General features: G+C 73.5%; 14 protein-coding genes. 7 read left to right on the forward strand and 7 right to left on the reverse strand.

Translation table 11 applies throughout. The annotated features are described in order from the left end of the window. Nucleotides 1-107: 107 nt before the first annotated feature. Entirely contained in the window at nt 108-1,313 is a 1,206-nt protein-coding gene (locus tag AC07B0_RS23370; protein WP_467295025.1) for a thiolase C-terminal domain-containing protein, read from the reverse strand. A gap of 166 nt (nt 1,314-1,479) precedes the next feature. Between AC07B0_RS23370 and AC07B0_RS23375 the strand changes: the two genes are divergently transcribed. The 3 genes from AC07B0_RS23375 (at nt 1,480) to AC07B0_RS23385 (ending at nt 3,762) form a co-directional block, all read left to right on the forward strand. After that, complete coding sequence (locus AC07B0_RS23375) at nt 1,480-1,722, forward strand: hypothetical protein (RefSeq protein ID WP_478898845.1); 243 nt, start codon at nt 1,480-1,482, stop codon at nt 1,720-1,722. 139 nt (nt 1,723-1,861) lie between these two features. Beyond that, nucleotides 1,862-3,277: an acyl-CoA dehydrogenase family protein gene (locus AC07B0_RS23380; RefSeq protein ID WP_478898846.1), complete on the forward strand. Its 1,416-nt coding sequence runs from the start codon at nt 1,862-1,864 to the stop codon at nt 3,275-3,277. Beyond that, nucleotides 3,277-3,762, forward strand: a complete 486-nt coding sequence (locus AC07B0_RS23385) for a nitroreductase family deazaflavin-dependent oxidoreductase (RefSeq protein ID WP_356883124.1) — start codon at nt 3,277-3,279, stop codon at nt 3,760-3,762. The genes AC07B0_RS23380 and AC07B0_RS23385 overlap by 1 nt, the downstream gene beginning before the upstream one ends. Before the next feature lie 48 nt (nt 3,763-3,810). On the opposite strand, the gene AC07B0_RS23390 is transcribed toward AC07B0_RS23385, so the two are convergent. Continuing rightward, nucleotides 3,811-4,458 carry a TetR family transcriptional regulator gene (locus tag AC07B0_RS23390; RefSeq protein ID WP_053681170.1) on the reverse strand — a complete coding sequence of 216 codons (648 nt, stop codon included), beginning with the start codon at nt 4,456-4,458 and terminating at the stop codon, nt 3,811-3,813. Between the two features lie 399 nt (nt 4,459-4,857). Here AC07B0_RS23390 and AC07B0_RS23395 point away from each other — a divergent pair, with 399 nt between their 5' ends. The 3 genes from AC07B0_RS23395 to AC07B0_RS23405 all read left to right on the forward strand — a co-directional run bounded on the left by AC07B0_RS23395 (nt 4,858) and on the right by AC07B0_RS23405 (nt 8,911). Next, a complete protein-coding gene (locus tag AC07B0_RS23395; protein WP_478898847.1) occupies nt 4,858-5,685 on the forward strand; it encodes a VOC family protein in 828 nt (275 codons plus the stop codon). Between the two features lie 253 nt (nt 5,686-5,938). Further along, nucleotides 5,939-8,347 (forward strand): protein serine/threonine kinase AfsK, encoded by a 2,409-nt coding sequence (gene afsK / locus AC07B0_RS23400; protein WP_478863616.1) that lies wholly within the window; start codon nt 5,939-5,941, stop codon nt 8,345-8,347. Between the two features lie 69 nt (nt 8,348-8,416). Continuing rightward, on the forward strand, nt 8,417-8,911 hold the full coding sequence (locus AC07B0_RS23405; RefSeq protein ID WP_356883118.1) for a peptidylprolyl isomerase: 495 nt from the start codon (nt 8,417-8,419) through the stop codon (nt 8,909-8,911). 140 nt (nt 8,912-9,051) lie between these two features. Here the strand turns inward: AC07B0_RS23405 and AC07B0_RS23410 are convergent, their stop codons facing one another. The 5 genes from AC07B0_RS23410 to AC07B0_RS23430 form a co-directional block, all read right to left on the reverse strand. After that, complete coding sequence (locus AC07B0_RS23410) at nt 9,052-9,609, reverse strand: hypothetical protein (protein WP_356883116.1); 558 nt, start codon at nt 9,607-9,609, stop codon at nt 9,052-9,054. A gap of 104 nt (nt 9,610-9,713) precedes the next feature. Continuing rightward, the gene (locus AC07B0_RS23415) at nt 9,714-10,157 is read right to left on the reverse strand and encodes an SRPBCC family protein (RefSeq protein ID WP_478898848.1); all 444 of its coding nucleotides are present in this window, start codon (nt 10,155-10,157) and stop codon (nt 9,714-9,716) included. Between the two features lie 258 nt (nt 10,158-10,415). Next, nucleotides 10,416-11,192 (reverse strand): enoyl-CoA hydratase/isomerase family protein, encoded by a 777-nt coding sequence (locus AC07B0_RS23420; protein WP_356883112.1) that lies wholly within the window; start codon nt 11,190-11,192, stop codon nt 10,416-10,418. Beyond that, nucleotides 11,189-11,677 carry a Zn-ribbon domain-containing OB-fold protein gene (locus AC07B0_RS23425; protein WP_469380713.1) on the reverse strand — a complete coding sequence of 163 codons (489 nt, stop codon included), beginning with the start codon at nt 11,675-11,677 and terminating at the stop codon, nt 11,189-11,191. The genes AC07B0_RS23420 and AC07B0_RS23425 overlap by 4 nt, the downstream gene beginning before the upstream one ends. Before the next feature lie 10 nt (nt 11,678-11,687). Further along, nucleotides 11,688-12,839 carry a lipid-transfer protein gene (locus AC07B0_RS23430; RefSeq protein ID WP_356883108.1) on the reverse strand — a complete coding sequence of 384 codons (1,152 nt, stop codon included), beginning with the start codon at nt 12,837-12,839 and terminating at the stop codon, nt 11,688-11,690. Between the two features lie 95 nt (nt 12,840-12,934). Between AC07B0_RS23430 and AC07B0_RS23435 the strand changes: the two genes are divergently transcribed. Then, the gene (locus AC07B0_RS23435; protein WP_356883106.1) at nt 12,935-14,614 is read left to right on the forward strand and encodes a FadD3 family acyl-CoA ligase; all 1,680 of its coding nucleotides are present in this window, start codon (nt 12,935-12,937) and stop codon (nt 14,612-14,614) included. Nucleotides 14,615-14,623: the final 9 nt, after the last annotated feature.

The raw sequence follows: 14,623 nt of genomic DNA on the forward strand, positions 1-14,623 counted from the left end.
GAGCGCCCTTGAGGGACCGGTCCAGCCCGGAGAGACGATGAGACTGACGGGAAACCGCCAAACCCTCCCTGATGCGGACCAGCGGGACCCCGCCCCATACCCCCGGCTTACCCCCGCCCCAGGATCAGGGTTCCCGAGGAGCAGAACCAGCCTCCTGTGCCCGAGGCGAGGGCTACCTCCGGGAGGCGGTTGCCGGGTTTGGTGACCTGGCCCGGGCCGGCTTCGCCGCGGAGTTGGCGTACGGCTTCGACCAGCAGGAACAGTCCGCGCATCCCGGGGTGGCAGGCCGACAGGCCGCCGCCGTCGGTGTTGACCGGGAGTTCCCCCTCCCGCAGCAGGCGGCCCTTCTCCACGAAGGCCCCGCCCTCGCCCTTGGCGCAGAACCCGAGGTCTTCGAGGGTCACCAGGGTCATGTAGGTGAATGCGTCGTAGATCTCGGCGAGGTCCACGTCGGCCGGGGTGAGCCCGGCGCGTTCGAAGGCGATGCGTCCGGAGACGGCCGCGGGGGAGACGGTGAAGTCCTCCCACTCCGACATCGTGGTGTGCGAGACGGAGGTCCCCGCGCCCAGCACCCAGACCGGGGCCTTCGCCGTGTCCGGTACGTAGTCCTCCGCGGCCAGGAGCACCGCGCAGCCGCCGTCCGAGCGGATGCAGCAGTGCAGCTTCGTGAAGGGGTCCGCGATCATCTCGGAGCCGAGGACCTCGTCGACGGTCAGTGGGGTGCGGAACATCGCGTCGGGGTTGGTCGCCGCGTTCGCGCGGGCCTGCACGGCCACCGAGGCGAGCTGTTCCAGGGTCGTCCCGTACTCGTGCATGTGGCGGCGGGCGGCCATGGCGTACTTGGAGATCAGCGTGTGCCCGTACGGGACCTCGAACTGGAGCGGTCCCCGGGCTCCGAAGGAGAGGTTCGAGGTGCGGCGGCGGGCCTTGATGTCGGCGCGGGCGGTGGATCCGTAGACGAGGAGTACGGCGTTCGCGTGACCGGCGGCGATGGCGTCGGCGGCGTGGGCGGCCATGACCTCCCAGGTGGAGCCGCCGACGGAGGTGGAGTCGACCCAGGTGGGGCGCAGGCCGAGGTACTCGGCGACCTCGACCGGTGCGAGGGTGCCGAGGCCGGCCGAGGCGAAGCCGTCGATGACGGAGCGGTCCAGGCCGGAGTCGGCGAGGGCCCTGCGGGCGGCTTGGGCGTGCAGGGCGTACGGGGTCGGGCCGTCGACCCGGCCGCAGTCGGAGAGGGCGACGCCGACGACCGCGACCCGGCGGCGGGGCGTGGGGGAGGGGAGGGGGCGAGGCTGTCCAGACGGTCCAGGCATGGGGCGACGGTATATCTGACGGTACGTCAGACGCTAGTGGGGGACACCCTCTCTCCCTCCTGCTCCCCCTCCCCACCCCCACGCCCCGCCCGTTGTTCTCTTTCGTCGCTGCCCCCCGCGACGGAAGGCCGATGCGGGCCGCACCCCTCCCCCTTACCGTCGGGGGATGACTTCCTCACCCTCCGCGAACGCCCGGCCCGGGAACGGGTTCGGTGCGCTCGGTGGTGTCCTGCTCGTGGCGGGCGTCTCCGGGCTGCTGCACGAATGGTTCGGGTTCGTCAGGTTCCTGGGGTTCCTGCGGTACGTCATCCCCGACGGTCACGAGGTCCTCGGCTACGCCCTCATGACCTGCGCCGGCTGCGGCCTCCTCGCCGCCGCCGTGGTGGCCCGCGCGCGGGGCCGTGGCTGACCCCTCGCCGCGGGCGGCCCGCCCCCTCCGCCCCCCAGCCCCCGTCTCCCTGCCCTGAACCCCCCGTCCCCCGCCCCTGTGCATCTCGGCGCCGCCGCCCTAACATGACGACCCGTCAGATACGGGGAGGAGCCCGACGATGGACGCCGCCTTCACCGCGGAGCAGGACGAGATGCGCCGCACCCTGCGCGAGATCCTGGGCAAACGCTGCGGCCCGGACGAGGTCAAGGCCGCCGTCCGCACCGCCGCCGGACACGACCGCGAGCTGTGGCAGCAGCTCGCCCACCAGCTCGGCCTGCCGGGCATCGCCATCGCCGAGGAGTACGGGGGCGTGGGCTGCACCCCCGCCGACCTGGCGCTGGCCTGCGAGGAGACCGGGCGGGCCCTGCTGCCCTCGCCGCTGCTGGCCACCGCCGTACTCGTCGCCCCGCTGGTCACCGCCCTCGGCACCGCCGCCCAGCGGTCCGCGCTGCTGCCCGCGCTGGCCTCCGGCGAGCTGGGCGCCGCCCTCGCCGTACCCGGGCCCGCCCTGGCCACGGCCCTCGCGCTGACCGGCGACAACACCCCCGGCGACTGGGCCGGCGGCGGTCGCGCCGGCGGGGTGCAGGCCCGCGCCGACGCCGGTGCCGCCGGCGGGTGGCGGCTGTACGGGGAAGTCGCCCAGGTACTGGACGGGCACAGCGCGGGCCTGCTCCTCGTCGCGGCGCACACCGGCGGCTTCGCCCGCGGCCGGACCCTGCTGTTCCTGGTACGGGAGGACGCGCCCGGCCTCGTACGGTCCCGGCAGGCCACCCTCGACGAGACCCGCCCGCAGGGCCGCGTCCAGCTGCGCGACGTACCGGCCGAGCTCCTGGGCGAAGACGAAGGCGGCCGCGGCGAAGGCAACGGGCACGCCGAAGGCAACGGGCACGCCGAAGGCAACGGGCACGGCGAGGGCAACGGGATGGGCGGAGGCAACGGGAAGGGCGAGGGCGCGGCCGGGGGAACCGCCGCCGCCGTCCTGTCCGCCCTCGCCGCGACAGGGCGTACGGCCGCCGCGGTCCTGGCCGCCGAAGCGGTCGGCGCGGCGGCCCGGGCCCTCGACCGCACGGTGGACCACGTCCGCCGGCGCGAACAGTTCGGCCGGGCCGTCGGATCCTTCCAGGCCGTCAAGCACCGGCTCGCCGACCTGTACGTACACCTCCAGGCGGCCCGGTCGGCCGCCTACTACGCCGCCTGGGACCCGGAGCAGGGCCCCCTCGCCCTCGCCCAGGCGCTGGAGGCCCTGCGGGTGACGTCGGGGGAGGCCATCCAGCTGCACGGTGGGATCGGCTTCACCTGGGAGCACGAGGCGCACCTCTACTTCAAGCGGGCGGCCGCCGACGAACTGCTCTTCGGCCCCGTCCACCGGCTGCGGGCACACGCCGCACACCGCTCCGGCCTGTTCGCCCCGCACCCCGCGGCCGCCGACCCCGAAGCCACCGGCCCCACCGCACCCGTCACACCCCCCGCACCCACCACACCCGCCGCACCCCCCGCGCAGTCCCCTACGGAACCAGTGAAGGCGGCCGTCTGATGGCTGTGGCCCAGGGCGTCGGCGTCAAGCTGATGCAGAAGGTCTCCTCGACCGTGCTGTTCGCCAAGCTCGCACCGCACTTCATCCCCGCGATGGACAAGACGGTCCACCGGCTGACCCGGGGCAAGGTGCTGCTCAGTGCCCGGATGCTGCCCGGGGTGATCCTCACCGCGAAGGGCGCGAAGAGCGGCGAACCGCGCACCACGCCGCTCGCGTGCATGCCGGAGGACGGAGGTACGAGCTGGCTGCTGATCGGATCCAACTTCGGCCGCCCCGGCCACCCGGCCTGGACCGGGAACCTGCTCAGGCATCCGGACGCGGACGTGAGCTGGCAGGGGCGGGACATCGCCGTGCGGGCCCGGCTGCTGGAGGGGGCGGAGCGCGCGGAGGCGTGGCAGGCGGTACTGAAGTTCTGGCCGCCGTACGCGACGTACCAGGCGCGCATCGAGCGGGAGATCAGGCTGTTCCGCCTGGAACGGCGCTGACGGCAGCAGGCGGGACGGGACCGGCGGACCCCGGGAAGGGGTCCGCCGTCACTTGGTGGGCTTCTTGCCGGTGATGCCCAGGTGGACGAGCAGCGCCAGGTTCGGCTTGAGCTCGGCCTGCTTGACGCCCCAGGTCTGGAAGCCCTTCTGGTGCGAGGCGACCGCGGCGAGCATCGCCACCAGCGAGCCGGCCATCGCCGCCGGGCTGAGGTCCTTGTCGACCTTGCCCTTGGCCTGGAGCTCCTTCATCGACTCCGTGAGGGAGTTGGTGACGGAGTTCAGGATCTTCATGCGGATCTTGTAGAACCGCTTGTCGCCCTCGGCCGCGCCGAGGTCGACGACCCGCAGGATCGCGTCGTTGCGCCGCCAGAACTCCAGGAAGCCCTCGACGAGTTCCTCGGCGGCCGCCCAGCCGGCCTTGCCGACCCAGTTGCGGCCTTCGACGAGCGCCGTCAACTGCGCGCCCTCGGTGGCCATTTGCTCGGCGATCTCCAGGACGGCGCCTTCGACGTCCGGGAAGTACTGGTAGAAGGTCGCGGGGGAGGTGCCGGCCTTGCGCGCGACGTCGATCACCTTGACGTCGCGGTACGGCGAGGAGCTGAGCATCTCGCTGAGGCAGTCGAGCAGCTTCTGCCGCGTCGCCTGGCCGCGCCGGCCGGCGACACGCCCGTCGACGGTGCGTACTTGTCCTGTCATGCCGTCAGCTTACCGAGGGGGGATCGGCGCGCTATTCGGCCGCCTGCAAATGGGGCTACGGCCCCCCGGGCCTGCGGGGGAGCGGCCCCGCGCGGGCTCCGGGGGCGGATTCCGGCCGGGGGCGGCCCGGCCCCGGCGGGGGTGTGACCGCGCACGTACCGTGGCGTATCCCCCGAATAGTCTTATGAACAGGCTGTGGACAACTTTTCGGGCGGATCATTGCGGAGAGGTGTGAACCGCCTCGATCCGCACGATGTCCACGAGGCCGGAACACGAGGCCGGAACGCGAAGCCGGCACGCGAGACCGGAAAACGCCGCAGACCACCATAAACCCAGTGCCCGCGCACCCCGTACACCCCGTACACCCCGTACGCCCCGCACGACGGAAGGACCCGGCTCATGGCCGCATTCGCGGAAGGCTCGCCCTGCTGGGTCGACGCCTCGCTCCCCGACGTCGAGGCGGGCAAGCGCTTCTACGGTGAGCTCTTCGGGTGGACCTTCGGGGACGACGCGGGGGCCGCGTACGGCCACTACACGCAGGCTTACAGCCGCGGCCGCAACGTCGCGGCCCTCGCCCCCAAGCCCGACGGCCGCATGCCCACCGTCTGGGGCGTGTACCTGTACACCTCCGACGCCTACGCCTGCGCCGCCCGCATCCGCGCCGCCGGCGGCCAGATGGTCATGGATCCGCAGCCCGTGGGCCCGTACGGGACCGCTGCGATGGCCGCCGACCCCGGCGGGGCCGTCTTCGGCCTGTGGCAGCCCGGCACCCACCACGGCTTCGACGCCCAGCAGGAGCCGTACACGTACTGCTGGGCGGAGGTGTACACGCGGGCCCGGGACTCCGTGGACGTGTTCTACGCCCACGTCTTCGGCTACGTGCCGCAGGACCAGGACGACCCCGCGAGCGGCGTCGAGTACCGCGTGTGGTCGCCGCCCGGCAGCGTCGCCGGCACCGACACCGCGGTGCTGGGCCGCAGCCCGATCACCGACGCCTTCCCGGAGATCATGCCCGCGCACTTCCTCGTCTACTTCGCCGTCCCGGACTGCGACCAGAGCGTCGTGACGGTGCAGCGGCTCGGCGGGCGGGTCACCGCCGATCCCTTCGACACGCCGTACGGCCGGATCGCGGTCGTCGCCGACAATCAGGGGGCCGTCTTCGCCCTCCTGTCGGAGCCACGTGTGAAAGCCCACGCGGAGCCGGGGCCGGACCAGGCGCGGGCCTGACAGAATCGGGTTTGCGCGACTCCTGGCGCTGCCCGGGGTGAGACGCTGCACGGAGTGGGACGCCGCCCCGGCGGGCCGGTGCCCGCGGGCGGGGCGCCGTCCCGCGAGGGACGCCGCACGGGCAGACCGCCGTGCCGGTGCGCGTACTGACGCGCGTGCTGACGCGTACCGACCGCCCGGCCGGTGCGCGCCGGTGCGTTCTGGTGGGATGAGCGGGTCCGGCGTGGACCCGTACGGGGAGGTGTGGAGGCGAGTGGTGGAGCAGCTGACGCAGCACGACCCGAGACGGATCGGCCCCTTCGAGGTGCTGGGACGGCTCGGCGCCGGCGGCATGGGGCTGGTCTATCTCGCGCGGTCGGCGTCCGGGCGGCGGGTCGCGATCAAGACGGTGCGCACCGAGCTCGCCGAGGACCAGCTCTTCCGGGTGCGGTTCACCCGCGAGGTGGAGGCGGCGCGCGCGGTCTCCGGTTTCTACACCGCGGCCGTCGTCGACGCCGATCCGCGTGCCGCCGTGCCGTGGCTGGCCACGGCGTACGTTCCGGCGCCCTCCCTGGAGGAGATCGTCAACGAGTGCGGGCCGATGCCCGCGCAGGCCGTGCGCTGGCTCGCCGCCGGAATCGCGGAGGCGCTCCAGTCGATCCACGGTGCCGGCCTGGTCCACCGCGACTTGAAGCCGTCGAACGTGCTCGTCGTCGAGGACGGCCCCCGCGTGATCGACTTCGGTATCGCGAGCGGGGTCTCCAACACCCGTCTGACCATGACGAACGTCGCCGTCGGCACGCCCGCGTACATGTCGCCGGAGCAGGCGAAGGACTCGCGCAGCGTCAAGGGCGCCAGCGACGTCTTCTCGCTCGGTTCGACCCTCGTCTTCGCCGCGACCGGGCACCCGCCGTACCACGGTGCCAACCCGGTCGAGACGGTGTTCATGCTGCTGCGCGAGGGGCCCAACCTGGAGGGGCTGCCGGAGGAACTGCGGCCGCTGATCGAGTCGTGCATGCAGATGGACGCCACCCAGCGGCCGACCCCGGCCGACCTCCAGGCGCAGCTGGCACCGCACCTCTTCGAGGGCGGCGACGAGAGCGGGACGGCCTCGGCGTGGCTGCCGGAGCGGGCCGTCGCGATGATCGAGGCCCGGCGCGCGGGGCACCGTACGCCGGCCGCGCCCGTCGTCCCGGCCCGCGGTCCGGCCGCCGGGCCGGCGTCCGGGGCGGCCACGCACCGCCGTCCGCGCGGCGCCGCCGACCCGTGGGTGGACCCGCGGACCGGGCAGGCCGCGCCGCCGCGTCCGGACCGGCCGCCGGTGCCGTCGCTGCCCGGTGCGCCCGTGCGGCTCGGTGCGTCGCCGGTGCCGATCGGGCCCGGCCCGCGGGCGACGGCAGCGGCTCCGGCCGGGCCCGCGGCGGGGCATTCGGCGACCGGCTGGGTCCGCCCGCCCGGGGGTTCCCCGGCGCCCTCCGGGGTGTCCGCCGTCGGCGGTCCGTCGCCTTCGTCCGTCGGGACGGTGCCGGGCCCGGGCCCGTCGCCGGACAGCGGCCGCTGGCGGCCGTGGCGCTTCCGCATGTCCAACGAGGTCTGGGGCACCCCGACCGTCGCGGGCGCCCTGCTGTACGTCACGTCGTTCGAGGTGCACGCCCTGGACGTCGGCAGCGGCCGCCGCCAGTTCAAGACGCGGGACGTCGCCTGGTCCATGGCGGTGTCCGACGGGCGCATCCACGCCTCCGACGGGCCCTCCCTGTACGCGCTGGACGCGACCGACGGCTCCGAGCGGTGGCGGCTGTCCACCGACGCCTGGGTGTACGCGCTGCGCGCCGACCGGGGCACCGTGATCACCGCCACGCGCGGGGGCGGCGTCCAGGGCTGGGAGGCGTCGAACGGCCAGAAGCTGTGGGAGCTGACCGGGGCGCAGAGCGACTTCGAGACCCCGGAGGCGGCGCCCGTCCTGCACGAGGGCACCGTGTACGTGTGGCAGGACGCCCGGCTGCGGGCGCTGGACGCCCGTTCCGGTCAGGAGGCCTGGTCGTACCCGGTCGGGGACGCGGCCTCCTGCGGCAACGTCCCGGTCCGTGTCACCCCGGCCGCGGACGGCAACGTGTACGTGGCCGCGGGTACCCGCGTCCTGTCGGTGGACCGGGCCTCGGGCCGGGTCCGCTGGCACTTCGAGGCTCCGGCGGTGTTCCTGGCGCCCCCGGCGTTCGCCCCGGGCGCGGCGGTCACGGGCGGCGGCGTCTACCTCGCCGACTACCTGGGCACGGTCTACGCCCTGGACGCGGCCACGGGCAAGGACCGCTGGCGCATCGCCACCGAGCCGCGGCCCTCGGGGGACGCGGTGATCGTGGCCAACGGCAACGTCCACCTGGGTGCGGGCAGTGCCCTGTACACGCTCGACGCGGTCACCGGCACCCCGAAGTGGCGGTTCGCGGCGGGCGGGGAGATCACCGGTTCGCCGGCGGTCGCGGACGGCCGGGTGCACTTCGGTTCGGCGGACCACTGCCTGTACACCCTGGACGCGGCGGGCGGCCAGCTCCGCTGGAAGCTCGCCACCGGCGGGGAGATCACGGGCGCCCCGGTCGCGGAGGCGGGCGTGGTGTACGCGTGCAGCAAGGACCGGTGCGTCTACGCCCTGGACGCCGCCAAGGGCACGGGCACCCGTACGGGCGGATGACCTGCGCGGACGGCGGGGCTGCGGCCCCTCCAGCTGCCCCACGGCACCGGGAGTGACAGGATGGACCCCATGAGCAACGTTTACTTCGACATCAACATCAACGACAAGCCCGCGGGCCGCATCGTCTTCGAGCTGTTCGACAAGGTCGTTCCGGAGACCGCGCGGAACTTCCGCGAGCTGGCCACCGGCCAGAACGGCTTCGGCTACGCCGGCTCGGGCTTCCACCGGATCATCCCGCAGTTCATGCTGCAGGGTGGTGACTTCACCAACCACAACGGCACCGGCGGCAAGAGCATCTTCGGCGAGAAGTTCGCCGACGAGAACTTCGACCTGAAGCACGACCGCCCGTACCTGCTGTCGATGGCGAACGCCGGCCGCAACACCAACGGCTCGCAGTTCTTCATCACCACCGTCGTCACCTCCTGGCTCGACGGCAAGCACGTCGTCTTCGGCGAGGTCGTCGAGGGCAAGGAGCTCGTCGACCAGATCGAGTCCCTGGGCTCGCAGTCCGGTGCCCCGAAGGCCAAGGTCGAGATCGCGGCCTCGGGCGTCGTCGCCGCCTGATCCCCGCCGTGCCGGTCGGCCCCGCCCCCTCCGGGGGGTCCGGGGCCGCCGCCGTTTCCGGGACGGGCCGGACGCGATGACCCGGACGCGATGACCCGGACGCGATGACCCGGACGCGACGACCCGCCCTGCGGGGCGCCCTACGGGCGTTCGCCGGGGCGCGGCTCCGGGCGCTCGTCCGGGTGCCAGGGTTCGGTCTGCGGGGTGACGGGCCGGTTCTCCCAGGTCGTGGGGGCGTCGGGGCCGCCCGTGTCGCGGGGCAGCGGGCGCCGGTCGCGGCGCGGCCGGCCACGCATCACGAGGGCGCCGAGCAGGATGAGCGCGCCGCCGCCGAAGGCGTTCGCGACGCCGTCCCCGAGCCCCTGCCCGTCACCGCCGACCGACAGGCTGCCGACGGCCTGGCCCTGGCGGACCATCCACAGCACCGCGAAGCCGAGGACCAGGATCCCGGCGACCGCCATCAGCAGCCGCGACCGCAGGACCGCCGCGGCCAGTACGAGGACGGCGGCGCACAGGAACGGCAGCAGGAGCGAGCCGAGCAGCGCGGCCCGGTCGGCGGTGATGCCCGAGCCGGAGAACAGCTCCTCGACGCGGTAGTCGCGGCCCTGCCGGCCGTCGTACCAGGCGCGGAAGGGGCTCCACAGGGCTGCTGCCGCGCCGGCCAGACCCATCAGTGAACCGAGTACGTTGCGGATCATGCCCGGCCTTCCGGGAGAGGCGTCATGATCGGCACGCTACGCCGGGGGCCCGGCCCCCGCACGCCGGACGGGGCGGGCGGGGGCCGGGGGTCTCGGGGGGTGGGTCAGGACTTCGTCCGGGCCGATTCGGCGCGGGTGCGGAGGGCGTCGTTCATCGCCGTGAAGTTGCGGGAGGTCCCCGCGAGCACCTTGCCGAGGAAGGGGACCAGCAGACCGCTGAACCGCTCGCCGTGCTCCAGGCGCGTGGTGCGGTTCGGGCCTTCGGCCAGCCGGAAGTAGTGCTCGCCGTCGAACAGGCCGCGGACGAGGAACCGGCCGACCCAGCGGAACTCGACGGCCGGGTTGACCACGAGGACGGTCGGGCGGAAGACCGTCGGCTTCCCGGACTCCGAGTACATCGTCAGGTCCAGCCGTCCGCCCGGGACCACCTCGCCCGCCGCCTGGCGGATGAACGGGTTCCATGTGCAGTAGCGGGGGAGGTCGGTCAGGGTCGCCCAGACCTCTTCGGGCGTCGCGTCGATGCTGATCTCGGTGGCGATGGTGCGCACTGGTGCCGTGCTCCTCGTGGTGGGTCGGTGCTCACCGAAGGGACGCGGGTGGGGTGCGGCTGGCCGCCGGGTTCGGTCACGGGATGCAACCACGGTTTCGGCCCGTGCGGACCGGCTGAGGGGGAGTCTTCGCTGGTGGCAGAGAGAACGGAAGGGTGCGTTCCGGCCGCGGGGTGGCGAATGCCGATACGTCGGGCGCCCCCGTCCGCCCCCTCCGGCCCCCCTCCGCCCCCGTCCGCCTTCGTCCACCCCGGCCGCTCAGCGCAGGCGGTACTCCGCTCCCGGCGCCCGGGAGCCGAACAGTTCCGCCTGCCGCTCCGGCGGCAGGTTGCCCAGGCCGATCAGCGCCGGGGCCTGGTCCAGGGCCTGCTGGAGCGCGGCCCGCTTCGCGGACCACAGGGCCCGCACGGTGCCCTGTACGGCCTCCGTCGGGAAACCGGCCAGCGTCCGCGCCGGACGCAGGGCCGCCTCCAGCAGCTCCGCGGGCTCGGCGAGCTCCGAGACCAGGCCGATCTCGTGGGCGCGCCGCGCGGAGAGCCGTTCCGCCGTGCCCATCAGCGACATCCGGGCGACCTCCCCGAAGGGCATCCGCTGGGCCATGTAGACGGCCTCGTAGGCGCTGACCATCCCGTAGGTCGTGTGCGGGTCGAAGAAGGTGGCGGTGGTGGCGGAGACGATGAACTCCGACTCGCCGAGCAGGTAGAACGCGCCGCCGCAGGCCATGCCGTTGACGGCGGCGATCACCGGCTTCCACAGGTCGCAGGTCTTCGGGCCGATCGCGATCAGCGGGTCGTCGACCGAGTACGGGGAGGCCGGCTGCGGCACCTGCGCCGACCGGTCGATACCGGTGCAGAAGGCGGCGCTGCCCGCACCGGTCAGCACCACCGCCCGCACCCGTCCGTCGTGGCGCAGCTCCCGCCACAGCGCCGTCAGCGCGGCCGCGGTCTCCAGGTCGACGGCGTTGTGCCGGTGCTCCCGGTCGAGGGTGACCACGACGACCCCGGTGTCCCCGTCCCGCTCGACCCGGGGCGTCACGGCTTCTCCAGGATCCAGCGCGGCACGGCCATCCCGCCCGTCTCGGTGAACACCACCTGCACCCGGGCCCCGATGCGCAGCCGCGCCGGGTCGACGGAGTCGAGCGGGGCGTCGGGGGTGGTCACCAGGTTCCCGGCCAGCCGGATCAGCGGCTCCTCGGCGAGTTCGACGAGGATGACGTTGTACGGGGCCTGCGCGGCGTACGCGGGCAGCAGGGGCGGGTGGGGCCGTACGTAGGACCAGATCCGGCCGCGCCCGCTCATCAGGCGCCACTCGCTGTCGAACGACCGGCAGTGCGGGCAGCAGGGGCGGGGCGGGAAGCGCAGCCGGCCGCAGGCGGCGCAGGCCTGGACGCGGAGTTCGCCGCGGGCGGCGTACTCCCAGAAGGGGGCGCCGTCCTCGTCGGGAACGGGCAGCAGGAGCGCGTCGGCGGGTCCGGGGCCGGCGGGGGCAGGGCTGGTGGGGGCAGGGCTGGTGGAGGTCATGGTCGGCTCCTCAGGCTCGCAGCAGGATCGCGGACGTGGGGACACCCTCGCCCGCCGTCACCAGGCAGGTCGCGGCGTCCGGCACCTGGGCGGTGGAGGTGCCGCGCAGCTGTTTGACGCCCTCGTTGATCAGGTTGAAGCCGTGCACGTAGGCCTCCGAGAGGCCGCCGCCGCCGGTGTTGATCGGCAGCCGGCCGCCCATCTCCAGGGCACCGCCCTCGGTGAAGGCGGCGCCCTCGCCGCGTCCGCAGAAGCCGTAGCCCTCCAGGGAGAGCGGGATGAGGGGGGTGAAGGCGTCGTAGATCTGCGCGACGTCCACGTCCTGGGGGCCGAAGTCGGCCTGCTTCCACAGGTGTCGGGCGGCGGTCCACGCGGGCCCGGACAGCGGGTCGTCGTTCCAGTAGTTGACCATCCCGTGGTGCTGGGCGGGCAGGCCCTGGGCGACGGAGTGGACGTAGACGGGTTTCTGGCGGCAGTCCCGAGCCCGTTCGGCGGAGACGATCACGCAGGCCAGGGCGCCGTCGGTCTCCAGGCAGTTGTCGAAGAGGCACAGCGGGTCGCTGATCATGCGGGAGGTCATGTACATCTCCCGGGTCAGCGGACGCTCGTACATCATGGCGGCCGGGTTCTCGTTGGCCCGGTTGCGGCAGGCCATGGCGACGTTGAAGAGGTGGTCGCGGGTGGCCCCGTACTCGTGCATGTAGCGGCGGGCCAGCATGCCGATCTCGTCGGCGGGGCGCAGCAGTCCGAAGGGGCGGGTCCACTGGCCGGGGGTGGGCAGCTGGACGGCGGTGTTCTTCCAGGGGCGGGGGCCGGAGCCGCGTTTGCGGGAGCGCCAGGCGACGCCGACGGTGGCCTGGCCGGTGGCGACGGCGGCGGCGAGGTGGCCGACGGTGGCGCAGGATCCGCCGCCGCCGTAGCCGACCTTGGAGAAGAAGGTGACGTCGCCGGCGCCGACGGCCTTGGCGACCTCGACCTCGTCGGTCTCCTCCATGGTGTAGGAGGCGAACCCGTCGACCTCTCCGGGGTCTATGCCGGCGTCGGACAGTGCCGCCAATATGGCCCGGCACGCCAGTTCCTTCTCGGAGCCGGGCAGTCGTTTGGCAAAGGCGGTCTGGCCGATGCCGACGATTGCCGTAGCGTCCTTGAGCGTTGCCGCCATCGCCACCTCCGGGGGGTGCGCCAGTACTGACAGCCGCGAAGGCTACAGCTAATCTGACGGATAGTCAGCTATGGGGATCGCAGGGAGGGCGCGCGATGGACGAGGGCGGACACGAGCACAGGGGCACGGACGGATCCGGGAACGATCCGGGAGACGCGCTGTACGGCCGCGGGGACCTCCGCTGGGGCAGCGTCGCCGGACTCGTACGGGACGCCGCCGCCCGGTACCCCGGCCACGAGGCCGTCGTCGACGGCCGGATCCGCGTCAGCTACGCGCAGCTCGGCGAACGCGTCGAACGCGCCGCCGCCGCCTGCCTCGCCGCCGGCGTCGAACCCGGCGACCGGGTCGCCGTCTGGGCACCCAACACCCTGGAGTGGATCGTCTCCGCGCTCGGAGCCGTCTCCGCCGGCGCGGTCCTCGTCCCCCTCAACACCCGCTTCAAGGGCGCGGAAGCGGCGTACGTCCTCCAGCGCAGCCGCGCCCGCCTGCTGTTCGTCACCGGCACCTTCCTCGGCACCTCCTACGTGGCCTCCCTGCGCCGCGCCGCAGCCGAAGGCCCCGGCACCGGACCGCTCCCCGGACTGCCCCACCTGGAACAGGTCGTCGTCCTCGCCGAGGACGCCCCCGAGTCCTTCCGCACCTGGAAGGACTTCCTCACCGGCGGCGACACCGTACCCGCCGCCCGGGTCCGCGAACGCGCCGACTCCCTGCGCCCCGACGCCCCCTCCGACATCATCTTCACCTCGGGCACCACGGGCAGCCCCAAGGGCGCCGTCATCACCCATGCCCAGACCCTGCGCTGCTACGACGTGTGGAGCGAGCTCGCCGGACTCCGCGAGGGCGACCGCTACCTCATCGTGAACCCCTTCTTCCACACCTTCGGCTACAAGGCCGGGATCATCGCCTGCCTGATGCGCGGCGCCACGATGGTCCCCCAGCCCGTCTTCAACGTGGACACCGTCCTCGCCAACGTCGCCGCCGAGAAGATCTCCGTACTCCCCGGACCGCCCACCCTCCACCAGTCGCTCCTCGACCACCCGCAGCGCGACCACCACGACCTGTCCGCCCTGCGCCTGGTCGTCACCGGCGCGGCCGTCGTCCCCCTCCAGCTCGTCGAACGGCTCCGCGCCGAACTGCGCATCGCCACCGTCCTGACCGCCTACGGACTCTCCGAGGCCAGCGGCATCGTCACCATGTGCCGCCGCGGCGACCGGCCCGAGGTCGTCTCCGAAACCTCCGGCCGCGCCATCCCCGGCACCGAGGTCCGCATCGCCGGACCCGAAGGCGCGCCCCAGCCGCCCGGCACCGCCGGCGAGGTGTGGGTACGCGGCCACCACGTCATGCGCGGCTACTTCGAGGACCCGGAGGGCACCGGCCGCGCCATCACCCCCGAAGGCTGGCTGCGCACCGGCGACGTCGGGGTCCTCGACGCGGACGGCAACCTGCGCATCACCGACCGGATCAAGGACATGTTCATCGTCGGCGGGTTCAACGCCTACCCCGCCGAGATCGAGCAACTCCTCGGCCTCCATCCGGACATCGCCGACGTCGCCGTCATCGGAGTCCCCGACGCCCGGCTCGGCGAAGTCGGCAAGGCCTACGCAGTCCGCCGCCCCGGCTCCACCCTCACCGCCGACGACCTGATCGCCTGGTCCCGCCGGGAGATGGCCAACTACAAGGTTCCCAGGGCCGTGGAGTTCGTCCCCGAGCTGCCGCGCAACGCCGGCGGCAAGGTCCTGAAGACCGAACTCAGGGCACGCCGGCAGCACGCCTGACCGGCCCCG

Source organism: Streptomyces sp. NPDC044704 (genome assembly GCF_056433525.1).

What these genes read in the sequence shown, in the direction of transcription:
- AC07B0_RS23370 (WP_467295025.1), bottom strand. Translation starts at nt 1,313, where the DNA reads ATGCCTGGACCGTCTGGACAGCCTCGCCCCCTCCCCTCCCCCACGCCC.
- AC07B0_RS23375 (WP_478898845.1), top strand. Translation starts at nt 1,480, where the DNA reads ATGACTTCCTCACCCTCCGCGAACGCCCGGCCCGGGAACGGGTTCGGT.
- AC07B0_RS23380 (WP_478898846.1), top strand. Translation starts at nt 1,862, where the DNA reads ATGGACGCCGCCTTCACCGCGGAGCAGGACGAGATGCGCCGCACCCTG.
- AC07B0_RS23385 (WP_356883124.1), top strand. Translation starts at nt 3,277, where the DNA reads ATGGCTGTGGCCCAGGGCGTCGGCGTCAAGCTGATGCAGAAGGTCTCC.
- AC07B0_RS23390 (WP_053681170.1), bottom strand. Translation starts at nt 4,458, where the DNA reads ATGACAGGACAAGTACGCACCGTCGACGGGCGTGTCGCCGGCCGGCGC.
- AC07B0_RS23395 (WP_478898847.1), top strand. Translation starts at nt 4,858, where the DNA reads ATGGCCGCATTCGCGGAAGGCTCGCCCTGCTGGGTCGACGCCTCGCTC.
- AC07B0_RS23405 (WP_356883118.1), top strand. Translation starts at nt 8,417, where the DNA reads ATGAGCAACGTTTACTTCGACATCAACATCAACGACAAGCCCGCGGGC.
- AC07B0_RS23410 (WP_356883116.1), bottom strand. Translation starts at nt 9,609, where the DNA reads ATGATCCGCAACGTACTCGGTTCACTGATGGGTCTGGCCGGCGCGGCA.
- AC07B0_RS23425 (WP_469380713.1), bottom strand. Translation starts at nt 11,677, where the DNA reads ATGACCTCCACCAGCCCTGCCCCCACCAGCCCTGCCCCCGCCGGCCCC.
- AC07B0_RS23430 (WP_356883108.1), bottom strand. Translation starts at nt 12,839, where the DNA reads ATGGCGGCAACGCTCAAGGACGCTACGGCAATCGTCGGCATCGGCCAG.
- AC07B0_RS23435 (WP_356883106.1), top strand. Translation starts at nt 12,935, where the DNA reads ATGGACGAGGGCGGACACGAGCACAGGGGCACGGACGGATCCGGGAAC.